General features: G+C 39.3%; 19 protein-coding genes. 8 read left to right on the top strand and 11 right to left on the bottom strand.

All coding sequences use genetic code 11. From position 1 onward, the window contains the following. Positions 1-177: 177 nt before the first annotated feature. Together J2746_RS02945 and J2746_RS02940 are read left to right on the top strand one after the other, a co-directional pair. Complete coding sequence (locus tag J2746_RS02945) at positions 178-510, top strand: carboxymuconolactone decarboxylase family protein (RefSeq protein WP_209616013.1); 333 nt, start codon at positions 178-180, stop codon at positions 508-510. Positions 511-700: 190 nt separating this feature from the next. Beyond that, positions 701-1,021, top strand: a complete 321-nt coding sequence (locus J2746_RS02940; RefSeq protein WP_209616010.1) for a DUF6951 family protein — start codon at positions 701-703, stop codon at positions 1,019-1,021. A 160-nt stretch (positions 1,022-1,181) separates the two neighbouring features. On the opposite strand, the gene J2746_RS02935 is transcribed toward J2746_RS02940, so the two are convergent. The 5 genes from J2746_RS02935 to J2746_RS02915 form a co-directional block, all read right to left on the bottom strand. Then, positions 1,182-2,474, bottom strand: coding sequence for a PAS domain-containing protein (locus J2746_RS02935; RefSeq protein ID WP_209616007.1), 1,293 nt, complete (start codon positions 2,472-2,474; stop codon positions 1,182-1,184). A gap of 194 nt (positions 2,475-2,668) precedes the next feature. Continuing rightward, positions 2,669-2,992, bottom strand: coding sequence for a DUF6951 family protein (locus J2746_RS02930; protein WP_209616004.1), 324 nt, complete (start codon positions 2,990-2,992; stop codon positions 2,669-2,671). 215 nt (positions 2,993-3,207) lie between these two features. After that, positions 3,208-4,008: a formylglycine-generating enzyme family protein gene (locus J2746_RS02925; RefSeq protein ID WP_209616001.1), complete on the bottom strand. Its 801-nt coding sequence runs from the start codon at positions 4,006-4,008 to the stop codon at positions 3,208-3,210. A gap of 359 nt (positions 4,009-4,367) precedes the next feature. After that, entirely contained in the window at positions 4,368-4,700 is a 333-nt protein-coding gene (locus J2746_RS02920; protein ID WP_209615998.1) for a DUF6951 family protein, read from the bottom strand. Positions 4,701-4,761: 61 nt separating this feature from the next. Further along, positions 4,762-5,082 carry a DUF6951 family protein gene (locus J2746_RS02915; protein WP_209615995.1) on the bottom strand — a complete coding sequence of 107 codons (321 nt, stop codon included), beginning with the start codon at positions 5,080-5,082 and terminating at the stop codon, positions 4,762-4,764. A gap of 115 nt (positions 5,083-5,197) precedes the next feature. Here J2746_RS02915 and J2746_RS02910 point away from each other — a divergent pair, with 115 nt between their 5' ends. Continuing rightward, positions 5,198-5,368 (top strand): hypothetical protein, encoded by a 171-nt coding sequence (locus tag J2746_RS02910; protein WP_209615992.1) that lies wholly within the window; start codon positions 5,198-5,200, stop codon positions 5,366-5,368. On the opposite strand, the gene J2746_RS02905 is transcribed toward J2746_RS02910, so the two are convergent. The 3 genes from J2746_RS02905 to J2746_RS02895 all read right to left on the bottom strand — a co-directional run bounded on the left by J2746_RS02905 (position 5,358) and on the right by J2746_RS02895 (position 7,074). Then, a complete protein-coding gene (locus tag J2746_RS02905) occupies positions 5,358-5,522 on the bottom strand; it encodes a hypothetical protein (protein ID WP_209615988.1) in 165 nt (54 codons plus the stop codon). The genes J2746_RS02910 and J2746_RS02905 overlap by 11 nt on opposite strands. A 107-nt stretch (positions 5,523-5,629) precedes the next feature. Then, positions 5,630-6,364, bottom strand: coding sequence for a DUF3307 domain-containing protein (locus J2746_RS02900; RefSeq protein ID WP_209615985.1), 735 nt, complete (start codon positions 6,362-6,364; stop codon positions 5,630-5,632). Further along, positions 6,364-7,074 carry a hypothetical protein gene (locus tag J2746_RS02895; RefSeq protein WP_209615982.1) on the bottom strand — a complete coding sequence of 237 codons (711 nt, stop codon included), beginning with the start codon at positions 7,072-7,074 and terminating at the stop codon, positions 6,364-6,366. Before J2746_RS02895 ends, J2746_RS02900 begins: the two co-directional genes overlap by 1 nt. Positions 7,075-7,343: 269 nt before the next feature. On the opposite strand from J2746_RS02895, the gene J2746_RS02890 reads away from it, so the two are divergent. The 4 genes from J2746_RS02890 to J2746_RS02875 all read left to right on the top strand — a co-directional run bounded on the left by J2746_RS02890 (position 7,344) and on the right by J2746_RS02875 (position 12,212). Beyond that, entirely contained in the window at positions 7,344-8,087 is a 744-nt protein-coding gene (locus J2746_RS02890; protein WP_209615980.1) for a protease inhibitor I42 family protein, read from the top strand. 227 nt (positions 8,088-8,314) lie between these two features. Further along, on the top strand, positions 8,315-8,509 hold the full coding sequence (locus tag J2746_RS02885; RefSeq protein WP_209615977.1) for a hypothetical protein: 195 nt from the start codon (positions 8,315-8,317) through the stop codon (positions 8,507-8,509). A 215-nt stretch (positions 8,510-8,724) separates the two neighbouring features. After that, positions 8,725-10,836, top strand: coding sequence for a M4 family metallopeptidase (locus J2746_RS02880; RefSeq protein ID WP_209615973.1), 2,112 nt, complete (start codon positions 8,725-8,727; stop codon positions 10,834-10,836). After that, entirely contained in the window at positions 10,833-12,212 is a 1,380-nt protein-coding gene (locus J2746_RS02875; RefSeq protein WP_209615969.1) for a PqqD family peptide modification chaperone, read from the top strand. The genes J2746_RS02880 and J2746_RS02875 overlap by 4 nt, the downstream gene beginning before the upstream one ends. 15 nt (positions 12,213-12,227) lie before the next feature. Here the strand turns inward: J2746_RS02875 and sfsA are convergent, their stop codons facing one another. The 3 genes from sfsA to J2746_RS02860 all read right to left on the bottom strand — a co-directional run bounded on the left by sfsA (position 12,228) and on the right by J2746_RS02860 (position 14,451). Further along, complete coding sequence (gene sfsA, locus J2746_RS02870; protein WP_209615966.1) at positions 12,228-12,983, bottom strand: DNA/RNA nuclease SfsA; 756 nt, start codon at positions 12,981-12,983, stop codon at positions 12,228-12,230. 45 nt (positions 12,984-13,028) lie between these two features. Beyond that, on the bottom strand, positions 13,029-13,643 hold the full coding sequence (locus tag J2746_RS02865) for a hypothetical protein (protein ID WP_209615963.1): 615 nt from the start codon (positions 13,641-13,643) through the stop codon (positions 13,029-13,031). Positions 13,644-13,767: 124 nt separating this feature from the next. Further along, entirely contained in the window at positions 13,768-14,451 is a 684-nt protein-coding gene (locus J2746_RS02860) for a hypothetical protein (RefSeq protein WP_209615960.1), read from the bottom strand. Positions 14,452-14,608: 157 nt separating this feature from the next. On the opposite strand from J2746_RS02860, the gene J2746_RS02855 reads away from it, so the two are divergent. After that, entirely contained in the window at positions 14,609-17,449 is a 2,841-nt protein-coding gene (locus tag J2746_RS02855; RefSeq protein ID WP_209615957.1) for a type I restriction endonuclease subunit R, read from the top strand. Positions 17,450-17,452 lie beyond the last annotated feature (3 nt).

Here is a 17,452-nt window from a genome sequence, read left to right as displayed (position 1 = left end):
TGCTTTCTGCCTATGAATCCTTAATAAAAAACTAAAAACTTTTATTTTACTTCGATAACCAGACCCACAATTAAGCTTAAATAGCTATTTCAACATATTTTGAAGTAATTGTCACTTAACCAATAGGGCCAGTGTCACATTAACACTGTTAACTTGGACAATAAAGGAGATTAAACCATGAGGATGCTAGAGGAGTTCTTCCCGGAATTTACCGAAAAACTTGATGAGATCGACAAACTGTACGCAGAAAAAAGACCAATAGATGAGAAAACATATCAGTTCCTTTGCTTTGCTCTTTCCATCAAAGCCAGATCAAAACCCTGTGTTTTAAAACATTTTAAGGGTGCCATGGACGCAGGAGCTACCGTAAAAGAGCTTTCCTACATACTTGCACTCACCATGAGAGAGGCAGCAGGTGCCGATGACTGCTGGACACATGATGTACTGGGAGACTGGCAGGAGATACTGAAAGGAAATGTCTGCTGCAGCTGTTCAGGAGATAAGGAATAAGAACATATGAATGTGTCATAAGACACATTTTGTTTTTTCATTATCAAGAAAACAGAACTGCGGAAAAACAAGCTTTTTTTGATTTTAACAAAAACTTTTAAAGCCAGCCTGGTTCAATCCATTATATTAATAATTGAATAACAGCACACAAAAAGACTGCTATCCGATTAAATCAACAAAGGAGAAAAATATGACATCTAGTGTAAAAGTTAATTCAACAATATGTGGTTTTAAGCATAAGATCAGCGGCGAGCTTGATGGGAAAACGGTAATAACAGATATACAAACTGATTGTGACAAAGTAGCTAAAATATCACATATGGAAATTCCAAAAAAGCAAACTTTTGGAATCAAAGAGAATTACGCAATGGATCAGGCTGAGGGGAAATGCTGTCCTATATGCATTGTTCCAGCTGCAGTCATGTATGTGTGCAAAATGGAACTGGGGATGCTATCAAAAAATCTGGCGAAACAGGCAGGCACAGTCGGCATAGATTTCAATGAAGATTAGCTTTTATCGTAAATTGATTTTGTACAACTAGAATTTGAATTAAAAATATAACCCTGGCATGATGTGCCAGGGTTATTCATCAATAACCTAAAGTCAGGCTCCATTAATTGATTCCAGTTCTTTTTTAGAGTATTCAAATTATAAGTAAGTTACTTACCCTTCATTCATTTTTTCGTTCAGTAATGTCCTGGATAACACCCATATAATGTGTCACAACCCCTTCATCATTACGCTGGATGAATGTTTGCTCTTCCACCCATCTTTCATCACCGGACTTGGTTCTAATCCTGTATTCTTTGACAAAGACTTTTCCACCTTCTTTGACAACATCTGAAAGTTCTATCTGAATATAAGGTAGATCATCAGGGTTAACTATGTCACCATAAAGTATTTCTCCTGAGAGGAACTCATCAACTGAGTATCCGAACTGGTTGATGTTGTCTGAAACAAATTCAACCGGCCATAGCTCATTTTCATCTTCAGGTTCTGCTTTCCACAAAAAAGCCACTACCGGGCTGTGGTTGATAATTGTTTCAAGAGCTTGCTTTCTTTCCAGAAGTTCATTCTGCTTTTCAAGTGACTGTTTGAGCGCAATTTCATTTTCTTTCTCTTTTGTGATATCCTGAACAATTCCCTGAAAATGAGTTACATTTCCATCCCTGTCACGCAGGATAAAAGTTTTTTCACTTACCCACAATGTCTTATTGTCTTTTGTTATAAGGCGGTATTCCTGATTGTAATAGTCACTGCCACTATCACACTGCTCAGCAAGTGTGTTTTTAACCATTTCATAGTCATCCGGATGTATCAGATCACTATACATGATACGCCCCTCTACAAAATCCTCAACTGGATAACCAAGTTTTGAAACATTATCCGAAGCATAATCTGCAGGCCAAAACTGCTCATTCCTCCACAGGAACACCATGATAGAGCTATTATTGATAATCTCTTCCAGATGTTGCTTTTTCCTCAATGCATCCTGCATAGTTTGCTCTTTTTCTTTTTGCTCAGTTATATCGAAGATCGTACCCTGATAATGTGCAACATTGCCGGCTTTATCCCGCAGTACATAAGTCCTCTCATTAACCCAGCGCACCTCACCGGATTTTAATATTATTCTGTATTTGTGGTCAAAGAAATCAACTCCTTCGTTGCACTGTTTCGTGAGAGCTTCCCGCAACTCTTCCAGGTCATCCGGATGAACGATGTCAGCATAAAGGATATCACCCGAAAGAAACTCATCTGCTGTATAACCTAAAATTTCAACGTTACCCGAAACATATTCAACAGGCCAGTTTTCCTCTTCATAAGGAACTTCAGCTTTCCAGAGAAAAGAAATAACAGGACTGCTATCCCTTATCCTTTCAAGTTCCTCTTTTCTTTCAAGGACCTTACCTAATGCACTTTCAGAGTATTTATTCTCATCTTGAGATGATTTATTCGGCTTCATATTACCCCCATTTTATCATTTGCCTGATTAGTTAATAAGACTAACCGCATAGTTCCTTAAAGAAAAAACAAAAACAATACTTCAAATTGAAATAAAGTATTTGATTGAATATTTAGAAATGTGTTTCTAAATTTTGTATATATCAAAACAAAAAAAGATACTTTAGGTTTTTTAATTGTTGACGATCAGGAATATCATCCTTCTTTGAACTCAATTGTCATTGTTTCAACCTGTTTTGCCAAGGTCTTTGAAATCATTCCCGACTCCAGCCTGCACACGTGCAATACTCCTGTAGGCAAGATACAACCCGGACAGCAATGAGCTTCCTGTGCCCTGTCCATCACATAATTATCCTTTATGTCAAGGGTTTGCATCATTGGGATTTCCATACTTGACATTTGTTTGACCTTTGAACAGGGTGTTTCAATATCTATAATGATATTCTTCCCGTCAAATTTTCCTTTTATTATATGAATGAAACCGCAGATACTTGAATTTACGTGTACGACCGATTGCATGCGAAATCTCCTTTTTTAACTTTCCTTCATATCTTTATATCTAAAAATTACAGGCATCCTTAATTCAGTTATTCTCAAAATACACTATATAAAGATAGTTAACACCGTGAATATATCTTTTTCTCTCAAAAACATTCGACCTCCAAATATAATGCATGAAGTTTTGTTTTTTCTTCATTTACTGGAAAAGTGAAAAGAATTGAATTAATCATGATCTACACCTCCCTTAGAAGGCGGAATCCTGTAAATCCAAAAGGATCGTTGGCAATGTTAGCACTGCGGAGTGCTGAACAGCAAAATCTGGAAAGACTGCTCCAGCATCCTCCACGATCAACACGAAGAGAACTGGGACTATATTCCCAGGCACTGCCATCTGCAGGAGCATCTTCAAAATTTGAATGCCATTTGTCCTCACACCATTCCCACACATTACCATTCATATCATACAATCCCCAGGGATTGGGTTTTTTCTGACCTACCGGATGAGTTGTTTTTCCTGAATACCATCCATAGTCATTCAGATCTGATTCATCATCTCCAAAATAATATTTACTAGTTGTACCTGCCCTGCAGGCGTACTCCCATTCAGCCTCAGATGGTAAACGGTATTTATGGGTTCCCTCTTTAGAGTTCAGTTTACTAACAAACTCCTGTGCGTCATCCCATGAAACCTGCTCTACAGGATGGTTGTCATGTCCTTTAAAGAAAGATGGATTGCTTCCCATTATTAAGACCCACTCTCTCTGTGTCACCGGGTATTTTCCAAGATAGAATGGTTTTGAAATTGTAACTTCGTGGATGGGGCTTGAAGTAGAATCCTTTTTTGAACCCATCATGAACTTACCTGCCGGGATTAGCAAGAATTCAGTCCCTATAGAATTTGTACAAACTTCACATACATTCTCATTTTCATGGGCTTTGATAGATCCGTTATTAATTTTCTCATTTTCTTTTTGTTCATCATTATGGCTGTAATTATGTTTAGCAATTTGATTTGCTGTTTCACAATGAACCATGTTCAACACCTATGACCTTATATCGGGAAATATTACTATGGCCATTTCATGCGTCAGGAATCAAATGAAATTCAAACTATACAGAAAACACTATGCAAATAAAAAATACTGAAACAACATAAACTTAGAATTCTTTCTAAGATTCCCCTGCAAATTGACCTCAAATAATGACAAACTCCCAAATCGCCATTATTATCCTATAAATTATGGTATATATTCCATAATTATTAGTTGTTGCGCCTTGCTTGCAACGAAAATTTGTTCTCAAAACTATGAGACTTTTACTTTTGAAAAATATATTTGATCTTAGAAGTCCTGACACATTTGCATAAAAAAGATCAATATTAATTTGATAGGAATCATTCGATCTTTTCAATGGAAAGCTCAACTTTACCTATCTGTCTTGCAAGAGCTTTTGATACCTTTTCATTTTCTACCCAGTATGCATTCATAACAGTAGCAGGCACATAACAATTGTCGCATATGCTGTTCTTCATTGACTTCATTAACAATTCATAATAAGGAATATTCTGCTGTGACATTTCAGCATTTGGCAGATCGAAATCACATCCCCACTTTTTCAATTTCTCACAGTCAGTTTCTATATGCACATGCGTCTTTCTGCCTTCAGTAACAGCTGTTATATAAGTTTTATACCCACAAAAAGAATCCACTGATATTGTTACCACCATAATTTGCCCTCCTTTTCAAGATGTAAAAGATTTCCCTATAGCTACTTCGTAATTAATACCTTCATTTGACTTCTTCGAATGTGATGTCAACACCTTCGTATTTCTTTGCTACATCTTTTGGGATCTTCTCATTCTCTATCCAGTAGGCACTCATTACCGTTGGAGGCACATAGCAGTTACTGCAGATTGAATACATTTCCCTTTTTTTGTTAAGAAGATCAAAAGCTACATCCTTGTCCATGAGATCTATTTTCGGAAGGTTGAACTCATTGCCCCATTTTTTGATCTTTTCGCAGGTCGTATTAACATTAATTCGTGTACTTTTACCTTCATGCTGTGCCAGAACCGTTGTCCTGTTTCTGCATATGTTTTCCAATGACATGATTACTGTGATTTTACTGCCCCCGACAAATTGAGAAGAATAAACGGGAATCACTTCCCAATATCTTATATTTATTCAATATGTAGATACCAAGCTTAAACCTTGCGTTTTGGATTTGGAAGAAAAGATTCCTGAACCTGAAATGAAAATAATTTGTGAAAATAATTTAAAAATGGAGGAGACGGGGTGCATTAAGCACCCACATAGACTTCATAAACTGAAGGCGGCAGTTTTCTATTGGAGAGATGGCAAGCCGTTTTTCGCGATAATAGAACCTATACTATAGAAGATGATGAACCTGCCGGCTTCATATTGAAAGCAGGGATATCGCCGTCTTTTTTCCAGTATGATGAAAGCTGATAGGTCATTCTGCTTATCATACATCTTCTGAAATGGTTAATGTTTATCAAACCATATCTCAGTGTTGTTGCTATATCCATGTTTTCACCTTTTCCTTTGCCTTAATCGGCAGTCTATATCTGACTTAATATTATTTAAAGCTTTTTGTATGTTGTATTTAAAACAAGGAAAACAAAAAATACTAGATTTAAACAGCCACTTCTAAAATCCACTTCACAACAATTCCCACAAAAACAGCTATTGTAAAACTTAACAAAGTGCCTATCAAAATATATTCGCTAACCTTGCGGTCGGTTGTGAACCTGAAGATCGATTTTGCAGTTACAAGCAAACCTATTGCCTGATATTGTTCAAGTAATACAAATGTCAGGAGCAGGAATCTCTCAAGACGGCCAATCCAGAGACCCGCATTAAAAAGGCCTTCACCTTCTTCGCCATCCTTATCATGATGCCAGGGTTCCGTAAATTTATCAATTAATATTCCGCTTGGCCAGATTACAATAAAGTATGCCAGGATCAGAATCCAGGTGTTTGTACTGTTCAATTGATTAAATGGAATACCTGAAATTATATTTTCAAATCCTATAATCACTGCCCAAACGAGTACTATTGTCAGCAGATGAGCAAACTGGTCAAGAATGAACCACTTCAGATTATCCTGACGTGTGGACTTAAACCCATCTATTGCAATATGTGAGACAGTATAGATAAGGAAAAGCCAGATAAAACCGTACTCTCCGGAAAAGATGTATGCAAGTAAACCCGCAAGAATTCCATGTATGTAAAGCCATTTTGAATGCCATTTATTTTTAAATCGATCACTGACCATCTTCTGATTCTGGAATACAAAATCTGCAAGTACATGAGAAAGAAGAAGTCTTGCAAGCAGTGAAACATCCAGATTCACAAAGGCGGTATCCATTATTCATTCCCCATAAGGAATATCTCCGGATATTCAAATAAGCTTGCATAGTTGTCCAGGAACTTTCTCAGGACATCAAACCCTGCGGCTTTAAGGCTCTGGGAGATAGTTGACTGGGATTTTCCAAGTTTTAATGCTATCTCATCCTGTGTCAGGCCACTGAACTTCTCAAGAAGTATCCCTTTCTGGACACCTGTCCATCTGGCAGCCATGTTATCAAAAAAAGCGCATTGTGATTCCAGAATCAAATTCAATGCAGGATTTGCAGTTGTTATAAGAAGGTGTTTTCCCTCCTCTTTCATGTTGTCCAGTTTCTTACCCGAAAGCCTGAAAGCCTGTCCGTCAGCCTCCCCAACATTACCTGAATAAGGAAGATATTCCACACTACCAATTCCGATTGAGATTCTGGCTGCGAGTTTGTTGTTCTTTTCACTGAAAACACCGAATTTCAAAAGAAGAAGAACCGATGCAAACAATGCATCCTCCGGCTCATCCAGCATGATCTGGAAACTGTCGCCCCGGGATATATCAACCGGCAGGAGAACACCACTACCCGGATCCAGGCAGTTACTTATAAATGAAAAAGAATCGTGAAGAAAAGTCAGGACTGAGTCCCGGTCACTATAATTCATATCAGACGAACTTATAAGATCACCTGTTATAACCGCATATACTTTTCTTTCACCAGTCATCTCTTTCTGTCCTTTCACTTTCTGCACCCCCAGAAAGATAATCTTTAAAACTTATAATCTAATTATATCATATTATAAACTTATTATTTATTAATATCGGTTTTTAAACTTATATAATATTGACACTACTCTGATTACCCTATTATTTACAGATCTCACATTTAAAAAACACAACAAAAGGATATCTTACTTCAACAATAACCAAAGACAAAACCGAACTTAAATAAATCTGTATATATCTGAAAAACAATCCTGTAATTAATAAATACAGGAGATGAATGTTTACAATGAATATAAGATTGCTCACAGTTGCTGCAGTTGTCTTGCTGGTTTGTCTGGCGTCTGGATGCATATCGGACAGCAATAATACCAGTAGTAACAATACAACTATTGGTAACAATGCCACTGCGATAAATGTTGAAGAAGAGCAGGCAGAAAGAACAGACAACGATATCGGTACAATTGGTACAATGACAGCGATTGTTCATAACTTTTCAGAGAACGACAGCCAGAGTACTGTCTATGCTATTGCTGGAGACATCATTACTATTGAACTTGAAGAGAACCCTACAACCGGATATTCATGGAAAATGACATACAGTGAAGGACTTAAACTTGAAGAGGACAAGTTCCTTGAAGCAAGTACAAATGTAAGTCTTGTTGGTGCAGGTGGTTCTCATATGTGGATTTTCCAAGTCATTGAAACAGGTGAACAAAACATATCTGCAATTTATAAACGTCCGTGGGAAGAGATAAAAGGAACCGAGGACAGCTATGAAATGACAATCGAGGTAATTCCTGAAAGCGAGCTTATAATTGATGACGGAACTGTAATATACAACAATCTTGAAGGCGGCTTTTACGGAATAGTGGGAACGCAAGATGCAAAATATGACCCAATAAACCTGCCTGATGAACTCAGAACTGATGGAACAAAAATTAGATTCACAGCCTATCCACGTGACGATATGGTAAGTTTCCACATGTGGGGAAAGATTGTAGAAATAAGGACAATTAGTCCGATATTGTAACTAGACTTTTATCTGTACTTTAAAATAAAAATAACAAAAGAATGTTCGGAGACTACGAAAGTATCATCTTTTTTCATATGAGATACTTTCCAATCTCTTGTTTTGGCATCGTAGTTGAACGGTAAAAACATTTTTTAAGCTTCAGAACTGATAGAATTTCAGGAAAGTACATGACATGCTTTGAATATATAGTGCAATGAAGAACAACACAATACATGGGGTTTAATATGGACAAAAAGAATGCTAAAAAGAAAGAGATTGAAGATATTGAAATACCAAGTCTTGATGAACAGATAGATACGTGGTGCACAGTACCTGAATCAAATGATGATACAAAAAGTGCAGCAGATCTTGAAGTTGATGCATGGTGTGACAACACTACTGTGGAAGAAGAGAAGAAAAAAACAGAGAAAAAAGATTAAGTCCTTTACTATACTTTTAATTTATTTTAAGATAATAAATAGACTTCCAGAGCAAACTTTATAGATTATTAGAGGGAAATTATAATTAGGGTACTAAGCAATAATAGATTCTAAATCTGGCTGGGCTGGGGAGCCTCAGGAGTGGTTTTTAATCTCATTCGGGTACCTGTATATGAAACAATAGTATAGTGAAAACTATAAAGGGGAGATAGGGAATGTATGAACCTGCCAGGAAACAAAAGGATATACTCGATAAGCTAAGAAGTGTCGATGAGAACGTAGATGTTAAATGGGACGAACGTACCGGCATTCCATTAAGACTTAAAGGCTTGCTTGCAAAAGCAGAACAAAAGGATCCGGGAAGAGCTGCCATAGAATTTATGGATGCTAACAAAGACCTCTATCTGCTAAATTCTGTCAGCAAGGAAATGCTTGTTAAAAGGATCGATACTGACCGTATTGGCAACAGACATGTGCGCATGCAGCAGGTCTACAGGGAACTGCCTGTTTTTGGCAGCGAGATAATAGTCCACATCGATGCAGATGATAACGTAAAAGGAACAACCGGAAAGCTGACTCCAGACATCGACCTGCCAGATGAAGCAAAGATCACAGGAGAAGAAGCACTTAAGTTCGTTCTTGAGGATGACAAGAACAATTCCAGAAGAAAACTGCATGCTGAACCAAAACTGATGATCCTTTCACAATTTGTGGAAAGACCCCATCTTGTGTGGCATGTTTCAGTTGATGGAATTGATAAGGATCTTGGTGGGGATGACACACCTGCCAAATGGGAATATTTTGTTGATGCTCTCACCGGAAAAATTGTCTGGAAATATAACAACGAACAGGGACACACAAGGACCACAGGTTCGGGAATCGGAACTTATGCAGGTTCTGTAACCATAAATACACTGCACGATCACGGCACAGCCAAATACCTGCTTGAGGATCAATGGGTACCAAGTTCTGCAAGAGTAATCACCCATGATGCAAACGGCAGCTATCCTCCTGCCTCTGTATCGGAAGATAGCAATAATAACTGGTCTGCTTCCGGACAGGGGCCTGACGTTGATTGCCACCTTTATACAAGAATGGTCTACGACTACTACTTTACCGTACACGGACGTGACAGCTATGATGATGCAGGAGCTGACATGCATATTTATGCAAACTGTGGAAGCGGCTGGAATAATGCTACATGGAACGGAAGTTATGTCAAGATAGGAAATGGTGACGGCTCAAGATATAATTCTCTCTGTGCGCTTGATATTATAGCCCACGAGTGGACACATGCAGTTACAGAACATACAGCCGGACTGGTCTACAGTAATGAATCAGGTGCACTTAATGAATCAATGTCAGATGTCTTCGGTGCTTTAATATCAGGAAACTGGCTCATAGGTGAAGACGCCTGGCTGCCTGCAACAGCACCTGCCCTGCGTAATATGGAAGATCCGACAAATGGCGGACAATACGACCCTGCAAATCCGATAGACAGTTGCAGAGATGGTCACCAGCCGGACCACACAAGTGATCAATACACAGGATACTCGGACAATGGTGGAGTCCACATCAACAGTGGAATCATGAACAAGGCTGCTTACCTGATAACCACTGGCGGAACACACAGAGGAATCAGAGTATGCGAGGGACTTGGACGTGATGTGCTTGGACTACTATATTATCAGGCACTTACGACCCATCTGGTCTCAAGCTCAGACTTCAGCGATATGAGAGATGCGGTACTGGATTCACTTGATGATCTCTACTCGACCAATCCGCATTATTCACGCTGGAGAGCAAGTATAATAAATGCATTTGCTGCTGTGGGAATAGGTACAGCTGTGACATGTCCGTTCACATGCTGGATAGCACCGATGATCTGTCCGCCATCTCCACATGTGCTATGTCCGCCATCACCAGGCTTTGTATGCCCGCCTGCACCATACATATGTCCGCCTGCACCGGACTTCGTTTGCCCTCCATCACCAATGGTAGTCTGTCCACCCTCACCATATATAGCATGTCCGCCATCTCCGGGACTTTCATGTCTGCCCGGACCGGACCCCCTGCCATATGACCCCTACATTCGTGTTAAAAAACCGGTCATAACACTGAAAACTGATATCATAGAGATCGTAGGCATCGGACCGGAAATTGCAACTCTGTTCAAGGGAAGGTCAATTTCAACACTTGGAGACTTCCTGAAGGCAACAGAGAACACAAAGAAGATAACTGAGCTTTCAAAAGCACTTGGAATCTCAGAAAACAGGATACATGACTGGAGAAAGAAGACACTTGTGATGCTCGGGGAAGTCAAGTGATAGAGAAGGAATCCGGCATATTGACAGCAGAAACATACAATGTGGATACCGGAATAAACTTTGACAGCAGGATTCCGGACAAATCTGCTGTCCCTTATTTTCCTTTCAGAATAAATAAGGAAGATGACATCTGGATAACAGAAGACCCCCTTAGTTCGGAAGTTCAGGAACTGAATGAACCTGCATACTGGCTGCTTAAAATGTGTGACGGGTACCGGACACTTGAAGACATAATCACACAATTGAGTACATCTTTCCACTCTGATAAAGAAACTGTAATGGAGAAAAGCATGCCAGTACTCGATGAACTCACAAATCGCGGACTTTTGTGGTGGCGCAGTGAAAGAATGAATTACTGGAAAGTCCCTGCTCCTGCTGGTGTTCTCTGGGACCTTACATCAAAATGTAATCTCAGATGCAGACATTGCGTTGTAAGTGCCGGAGAGGAATGCAGCGATGGACTGTGTTTTGAAGATTGCTGCAGGCTTATCGATGAGTTTGCTGATTTTGAAGTCGGACAGCTTATACTAAGCGGCGGCGAGCCTATGATAAGAAAAGACTTTTTCGATATCGCAGAATATGCCGCTTCAAAGGGTATAATGATACAGGTAGCCACCAACGGAACACTGATAGATGAAGATGCTGCTGAGAAGCTTGCAAATATCGGTGCAAGGGCACAGGTGAGCCTTGATTCAAGTGTACCTGTTATACATGATGATTTCCGCCAGTCTTCAGGTTCATGGAAAAGGACAGTGGATGGAATAAAGTTGCTTGTGAGAGCCGGTGTTCCGGTCACACTGGCGGCTGCAGTAACCACAATGAATGTCGACAATATCCCTGAACTCTATGAACTTGGAAAAGAACTTGGAGTGCAGACATTCAGAATATTGCCTTTTGTCCCTTCAGGACGTGGAAAAGGTGCATTTGATCTGGAAGTAAAACCAAAAAGAATGCGTGAACTTACTGAATTCCTTCTCAGTAAAAGGTATTCTGATGGACCTGAAATTGCACCAATGGAATTTGAATGTACTTTCCAACCAATTCCGGAACAGGGGGTCGAGACTAATCCGGATACAAGAATTGGATGTGATGGTGCTATCGGATATTGTACGGTCACTTCAAAAGGTGACGTTCTCCCATGCAACTATTTTGAGGGAGCAGATGTTGAGAATGTGAAAGACAGGTCTTTCCGTTGGATCTGGGATAATTCACGTTTTCTTAATTATTTCAGGAGCCTGAAAGCCTCGGATATGAAAGGGAAGTGCAGCCGGTGCCAGTGGCTTCCTGTATGCAGGGGAAGTTGTATTGCGGCTAATTTCACAAGAAGGGATATTTTCCAGGCTAACTGTCACTGCTGGCTGGTAAATGAAAAATAAATTTCCATTTCGTTTTTAGTAGAGGATATTTTTGCAGAGCGGAAGCTGTGAGTGATAAATAACTGTATTGTCTTCGAATGAAAACTTAAGTGGAAATACTTTAACACCGGCTTCCAGTGCTTTTTCAAACGTTTGTGCAAAGTCAGGATCAATTATACCATTTGCAGTGAAGCATTCTGCTTCAGGTCTGAATATAAGGATCAGAATTGCAGCTTCGTGACCCTCTGACCTGGCTTTGATAAGTTCATCAAGATGACGTTTTCCGCGGGTTGTCGGAGCATCGGGGAAAGATGAAATTCTTCCTTCTGCCAGCGTACAGCCCTTTACCTCTATCCAGATATCCTTGTTTCCTTTAACCAGTAGATAATCAAGCCTGCTTTCACCATACTTCTGTTCTGGCAGAACGGCATCGACATTGCTGAAAAGATTAATAATGTAGTTCTCAATTATCCATCCTGATATCTGCCTGTGAAATGCTGAGTTAATAAGGATCCAGTTATCACCGGACTTTCCGGCTATCATATCCCACCCGGTTTTTCTTTTCGGGTTACTGGCTTTTCGAAGTAATACCCTGTTTCCCGGATATAGAATATCGAGAAGCCTGCCCGGATCATGCACGTGTACCTTTTCCTGTCTTTTGGTATCACCATCCTCAATTTCAACAATAGCTAAAAAACGATTTGATCTTTCAACGAGGATGCCTTCAACGTCGGTTTGGATACTGAGGACTTTTTTAGATAAGGCGGAAGAGGAAGAGGTTTTCTGTGTCATAATTATTTCCTTGAATTATCGGAGTATCTGACTGCTAAACAACTGTTAACTGGAAATCGTTTGTGCCTTTAACTGTGAATCAAGCTGTGAAGCAACGGAATTTGCAATCTCGCTTTCAATGTGATTCTGGTATGACCTGTAAGTGAAAAGTCCTTTCGTCTCATCGTGCAGGTTTATATCTCCCTGTATAAGTAGCTCAGAGTCATCGACATCACTTGATGAGAACACAACTGTTTTTTGCGTGTCCTTTCCTGTGATATCAAGATACTGAGTCTTGCCTGTTGAAGAAAATCCGAAGCGGACCTGAGTGTCAGAACTAGAATACACCGGCGTATAGGATTTGCTTATACTGATGACATTCACAAATGTAAACTGTGAGGCATAATCATCCTTTATTTCATCCACAACTGTTACTGAGTAACCGTATTCCTCAAGGGAATTAACAACTTTCTTTTCCAGCACATCGATGTCTTCGTTGTCCTGATGGACATAAAGAATAAGATTACCGGACAGATCAGTTTTGTTCCCAATAGAATATGCACTTACGGATGAATCAGAATTTGTGGCACTTGATTTCAGACCTATATCCAGATATATAACTGAAACAAGTGCCAGAACGATCAAAAGTACAAGAAATGCATATTTTCTTATCAAGCTCAACTGTAACCCTCTCTTTAATGATTACAGAAAAGGTATTTAGTAACTCTGCCTGAATGTAAATCTTTTTTTATAAGTTTGCATAAAACATGAAATGAGAATAAAGATGAGTGGATACTACATCTATTCATCCTAATGCTTTTAAAGTCGACAATGCTGCTTTTTTAACAAAACCCCTGCATTCGATATTTATGGAACCCTGGTTCAGTGATGTTATGAAATATCCCAAAGGATCATTACTTTTTACTATTGTGTGAATTGTATTCTCATTGCTGGTGAGTGTTACTGTTGAGTCGATTTTTTCGTCTGATGTCAGCTTGTTGAATTCTGTAACCAGTCCATCCTCTGTACGTACTTTTATCCTCAGTTCACTGTTGTCATTCATAGATATCTCAAGAAGAATGACATCATTACCGGCTATTTTTTTGACAACTCCCGGAACCTCCTCTATTCCGTCATTGTAGTATTCGGTGTATTTTTTTAGCAAACTGAAAAGATTGGTATTAACTGATTCCTTCTTAGCTTGCGATGGAGTTGTATCTGAGGATGAAGCAGTGTTGGAAGTGGCATGTGAATCTGTACTATAAACTGAACTACTGCCTGAATTATATGTTTTTGAGGATTTTGCGGATGTGTCCTTTTCAGAAACTGCGTCATCCAGTGAGCCCAGAAGATCATGTTCATTAATCTCAACTTTGATCTGATCTACCACTTCTGCCACTGACTGATTGGAAAACAGTATCAAAATCATCATTATGGCTATAATTGCAATAGCTTTTTTTGACTCCGGTCTCTTAGTGTCCACTCTCATATAATGTACTATATGTGTCGGGTTTAAAAAGTATATGTTCATGGAGAATTGTGTTTGTGGACAGAACAAACAGGATGATGATTTCTCACTATAAACTTATTTATACTTAAAAATAGAATCTGTTTTACAGTTTAATTATTCATATGTGGAGATTTCTATGCTCAATCTCAACGAGTTACAAACACGGAAACAGAAGATCGATGTTCTTCTCAAAGAACATGGATGGGATATTTCTGATAGGTCAAAAGTCATCGATGAGGTTGATACAAAACAATCTGATTTTGAAAAACAGCTCTACAAACAGGTAAATGAAACCCTGAAGAACGATTTAGAGAGCAAATATGTTGATTATCTATTACTTGATAGTCTGGGCGATCCAATTGCTATAATTGAAGCTAAGAGGACATCTAAAGACCCAACCATAGGACAAAAGCAGGCTGAGCAATATGCCGATGATATCAAGGCTCAGACGGGTAAACACATTTTCATTTATCTTTCAAATGGCTATGATATATGGTTCTGGGATAGAGAACGCTATCCTATGAGACAGATAAAAGGATTCCATTCTCAAAGAGACCTTGAGAGAATGAACTTTCAAATTCAGAGTGCCAGAATTGAGCATGATATTGAAATTAACAAAAAGATTGTTGACCGTCAAAAAAGCGTAGAGGTCTCAAAGAGGGTAGTTGAACATATTCGCAAAGGACACAGAAAAGCTTTGATTGTCATGGCAACTGGTACGGGAAAGACCCGTGTTGCAATGGCTATAATAGACCAGTTGATGCGTGAAGGACGTGTTCAGAATGTTCTGTTCCTGGCTGACCGTAGGGAGCTTAGAAAACAAGCTTATGAGAAAGGGTTTATGAAATTCTTCCCTGACGAATCAAAGGAGAAGATTCTTTCTGGCAATTATGATCCAAATAAAAGGTTATATGTTTCCACTATTCAGACATTTCAGGAGATTTACAACCAGAAAGATAAGAATGAAAAATACATTATTTCACCGGGAGAATTTGATCTCATATTTTCTGATGAAGCACATAGATCAATCTATTCCAAGTGGAAAGGTATATTCACTTATCTTGATGCTATACAGATAGGATTAACAGCTACTCCGGCTGATATGGTTGACAGGGACACTTTCAGATTCTTTGAGTGTGATGATGACTCGCCTACTGCCCTTTATGCTTATGAGGATGCTGTAAGAGATGGCGTTCTATGTGATTTCAGGAAAAATGTATCAGGTGCAAGAACACATTTCCAGATAAATGGTCTCAGACCTGATGACCTCACAGAAAGTGAGCGAGAGGAATTAATTAACAAAGGCATTGACCCTGATACTATTAACTTTGAAGGTACTGAGCTTGAGAAAAAGGTTGCTTTGAAAGGAACATCTGAAGCTATTGTCAGGGAGTTTATGGAAAACAGTCTTACAGACCAATCAGGCACATTACCTGCAAAGACTATTTTCTTTGCCATATCAAAGCTTCATGCCAAGAGACTCTGGGAAGCTTTTGAGAGACTCTATCCAGAATACAAAGGTCAGCTTGCAAGGATTATTATTTCTGATGATTCCAGAGCATCACAAGGTATCGATGATTTCAGGGACAAATCATTTCCAAGGGTTGCTATTTCAGTTGACATGATGGATACTGGTATTGATGTGCCGGAAGTCTGTAATCTGGTTTTTGCAAAACCTGTGTTCTCAAAGATAAAGTTCTGGCAGATGCTTGGCAGAGGTACCAGGGCTGATGCTGCCTGTGAACAAAGGGACTGGCTGCCTAACGGTAAGAAAGAATACTTCAAGGTGTTTGATTTCTGGAACAACTTTGAGTATTGGGACATGAACCCGGAAGGCGTAAAGAACGAGTCGCCTGAGGCTATTACAAACCGTATATTCCTTTTCAAGCTCAAACAACTGAATGAGTTGATGAGTCGAGGGAATGATGAACTTGCAGATGAGGTTAAGACTGGCATTATTGAAGATATTAAATCTCTGCCTCAGGATTCTATTAGCGTTAAGGAACATCTTCAGGATGTAGAAAAGGCATTGTCGCCTAAACTATGGGATAATATAGGACTTGACCCGGTTGATTTCCTTCAGAAGAAGATTATGCCACTGATGAAGTTCAAGCCAGGTGTGAACCTGAAAGAGGCTACATTCTCCCTGAAATGTGAGAAACTCGGCCTTGCGATACTTCAGAATAATACTCATGAAATTGAACGCCTGAAGGAGTCTATTGCTGAGATGGTGGAACATCTTCCAAGGACTCTGGATAAGGTGCAGGATAATGAGGAATTCATTGATGAGATTCTGTCCCGTTCTTTCTGGAATAGTGTTAGTTTTGAGGATGCTAAGAGAATGGTGGATGAGATTGCACCTCTTATGCCTTATATGTCCAGAGAACCAAGAGAAGCCATTGTTATTGATATGGGAGATACCATTGCAGAAAGGAAACAATGGACTATCAAAGATGATGAAGCCGAATATGTGACTACATACAAAGCTAAGGTAGAGGTTTGGATAAAGGAACTTGCAGAAACTCATCCTGTTGTCCATAAGATACTAAATGATGAGATTCTTACAGAAAGTGACCTTCAGCACCTTGAAAACACTCTTTTTAACTCAGAATTGACCCTAGACGAGTCAAGATTCAAACAGATGTACCACAGGCAGAATACAAGCCTTGTAGATCTCATCAAGCACATCCTAGGTCTCTATGACTTCCCGTCCCCTGAAGACACCATCAAAGACGCTTTCCAGACCTTCATCATTGAGAACAACAAGCACTACACAGCCGACCAGCTTAATTTCATCCGCACTCTCCAAACCGTTTTCCTTAGAAAGAAACACATCGAGTTCTCAACCCTCTGGAACGCTCCCTTTACTAATTTTGGCACAACTGCCCCAATGCCTATGTTCTCTCAGGAAGAATTAAATGCCTTTATCGATATCTGCAATGGAGTCGAAAGAGAGATTTTTGGTTCAGAGGCATAACGG

Source organism: Methanolobus bombayensis (assembly GCF_017873415.1).
GTDB lineage: Archaea > Halobacteriota > Methanosarcinia > Methanosarcinales > Methanosarcinaceae > Methanolobus > Methanolobus bombayensis.
This window is presented reverse-complemented; position numbering and strand designations above follow the sequence as displayed.

What these genes read in the sequence shown, in the direction of transcription:
- J2746_RS02930 (WP_209616004.1), bottom strand. Translation starts at nt 2,992, where the DNA reads ATGCAATCGGTCGTACACGTAAATTCAAGTATCTGCGGTTTCATTCAT.
- J2746_RS02925 (WP_209616001.1), bottom strand. Translation starts at nt 4,008, where the DNA reads ATGGTTCATTGTGAAACAGCAAATCAAATTGCTAAACATAATTACAGC.
- J2746_RS02890 (WP_209615980.1), top strand. Translation starts at nt 7,344, where the DNA reads ATGAATATAAGATTGCTCACAGTTGCTGCAGTTGTCTTGCTGGTTTGT.
- J2746_RS02860 (WP_209615960.1), bottom strand. Translation starts at nt 14,451, where the DNA reads ATGAGAGTGGACACTAAGAGACCGGAGTCAAAAAAAGCTATTGCAATT.
- J2746_RS02920 (WP_209615998.1), bottom strand. Translation starts at nt 4,700, where the DNA reads ATGGTGGTAACAATATCAGTGGATTCTTTTTGTGGGTATAAAACTTAT.
- J2746_RS02885 (WP_209615977.1), top strand. Translation starts at nt 8,315, where the DNA reads ATGGACAAAAAGAATGCTAAAAAGAAAGAGATTGAAGATATTGAAATA.
- J2746_RS02945 (WP_209616013.1), top strand. Translation starts at nt 178, where the DNA reads ATGAGGATGCTAGAGGAGTTCTTCCCGGAATTTACCGAAAAACTTGAT.
- J2746_RS02915 (WP_209615995.1), bottom strand. Translation starts at nt 5,082, where the DNA reads ATGTCATTGGAAAACATATGCAGAAACAGGACAACGGTTCTGGCACAG.
- J2746_RS02935 (WP_209616007.1), bottom strand. Translation starts at nt 2,474, where the DNA reads ATGAAGCCGAATAAATCATCTCAAGATGAGAATAAATACTCTGAAAGT.
- J2746_RS02900 (WP_209615985.1), bottom strand. Translation starts at nt 6,364, where the DNA reads ATGGATACCGCCTTTGTGAATCTGGATGTTTCACTGCTTGCAAGACTT.
- J2746_RS02855 (WP_209615957.1), top strand. Translation starts at nt 14,609, where the DNA reads ATGCTCAATCTCAACGAGTTACAAACACGGAAACAGAAGATCGATGTT.
- sfsA (WP_209615966.1), bottom strand. Translation starts at nt 12,983, where the DNA reads ATGACACAGAAAACCTCTTCCTCTTCCGCCTTATCTAAAAAAGTCCTC.
- J2746_RS02905 (WP_209615988.1), bottom strand. Translation starts at nt 5,522, where the DNA reads ATGGATATAGCAACAACACTGAGATATGGTTTGATAAACATTAACCAT.
- J2746_RS02880 (WP_209615973.1), top strand. Translation starts at nt 8,725, where the DNA reads ATGTATGAACCTGCCAGGAAACAAAAGGATATACTCGATAAGCTAAGA.
- J2746_RS02940 (WP_209616010.1), top strand. Translation starts at nt 701, where the DNA reads ATGACATCTAGTGTAAAAGTTAATTCAACAATATGTGGTTTTAAGCAT.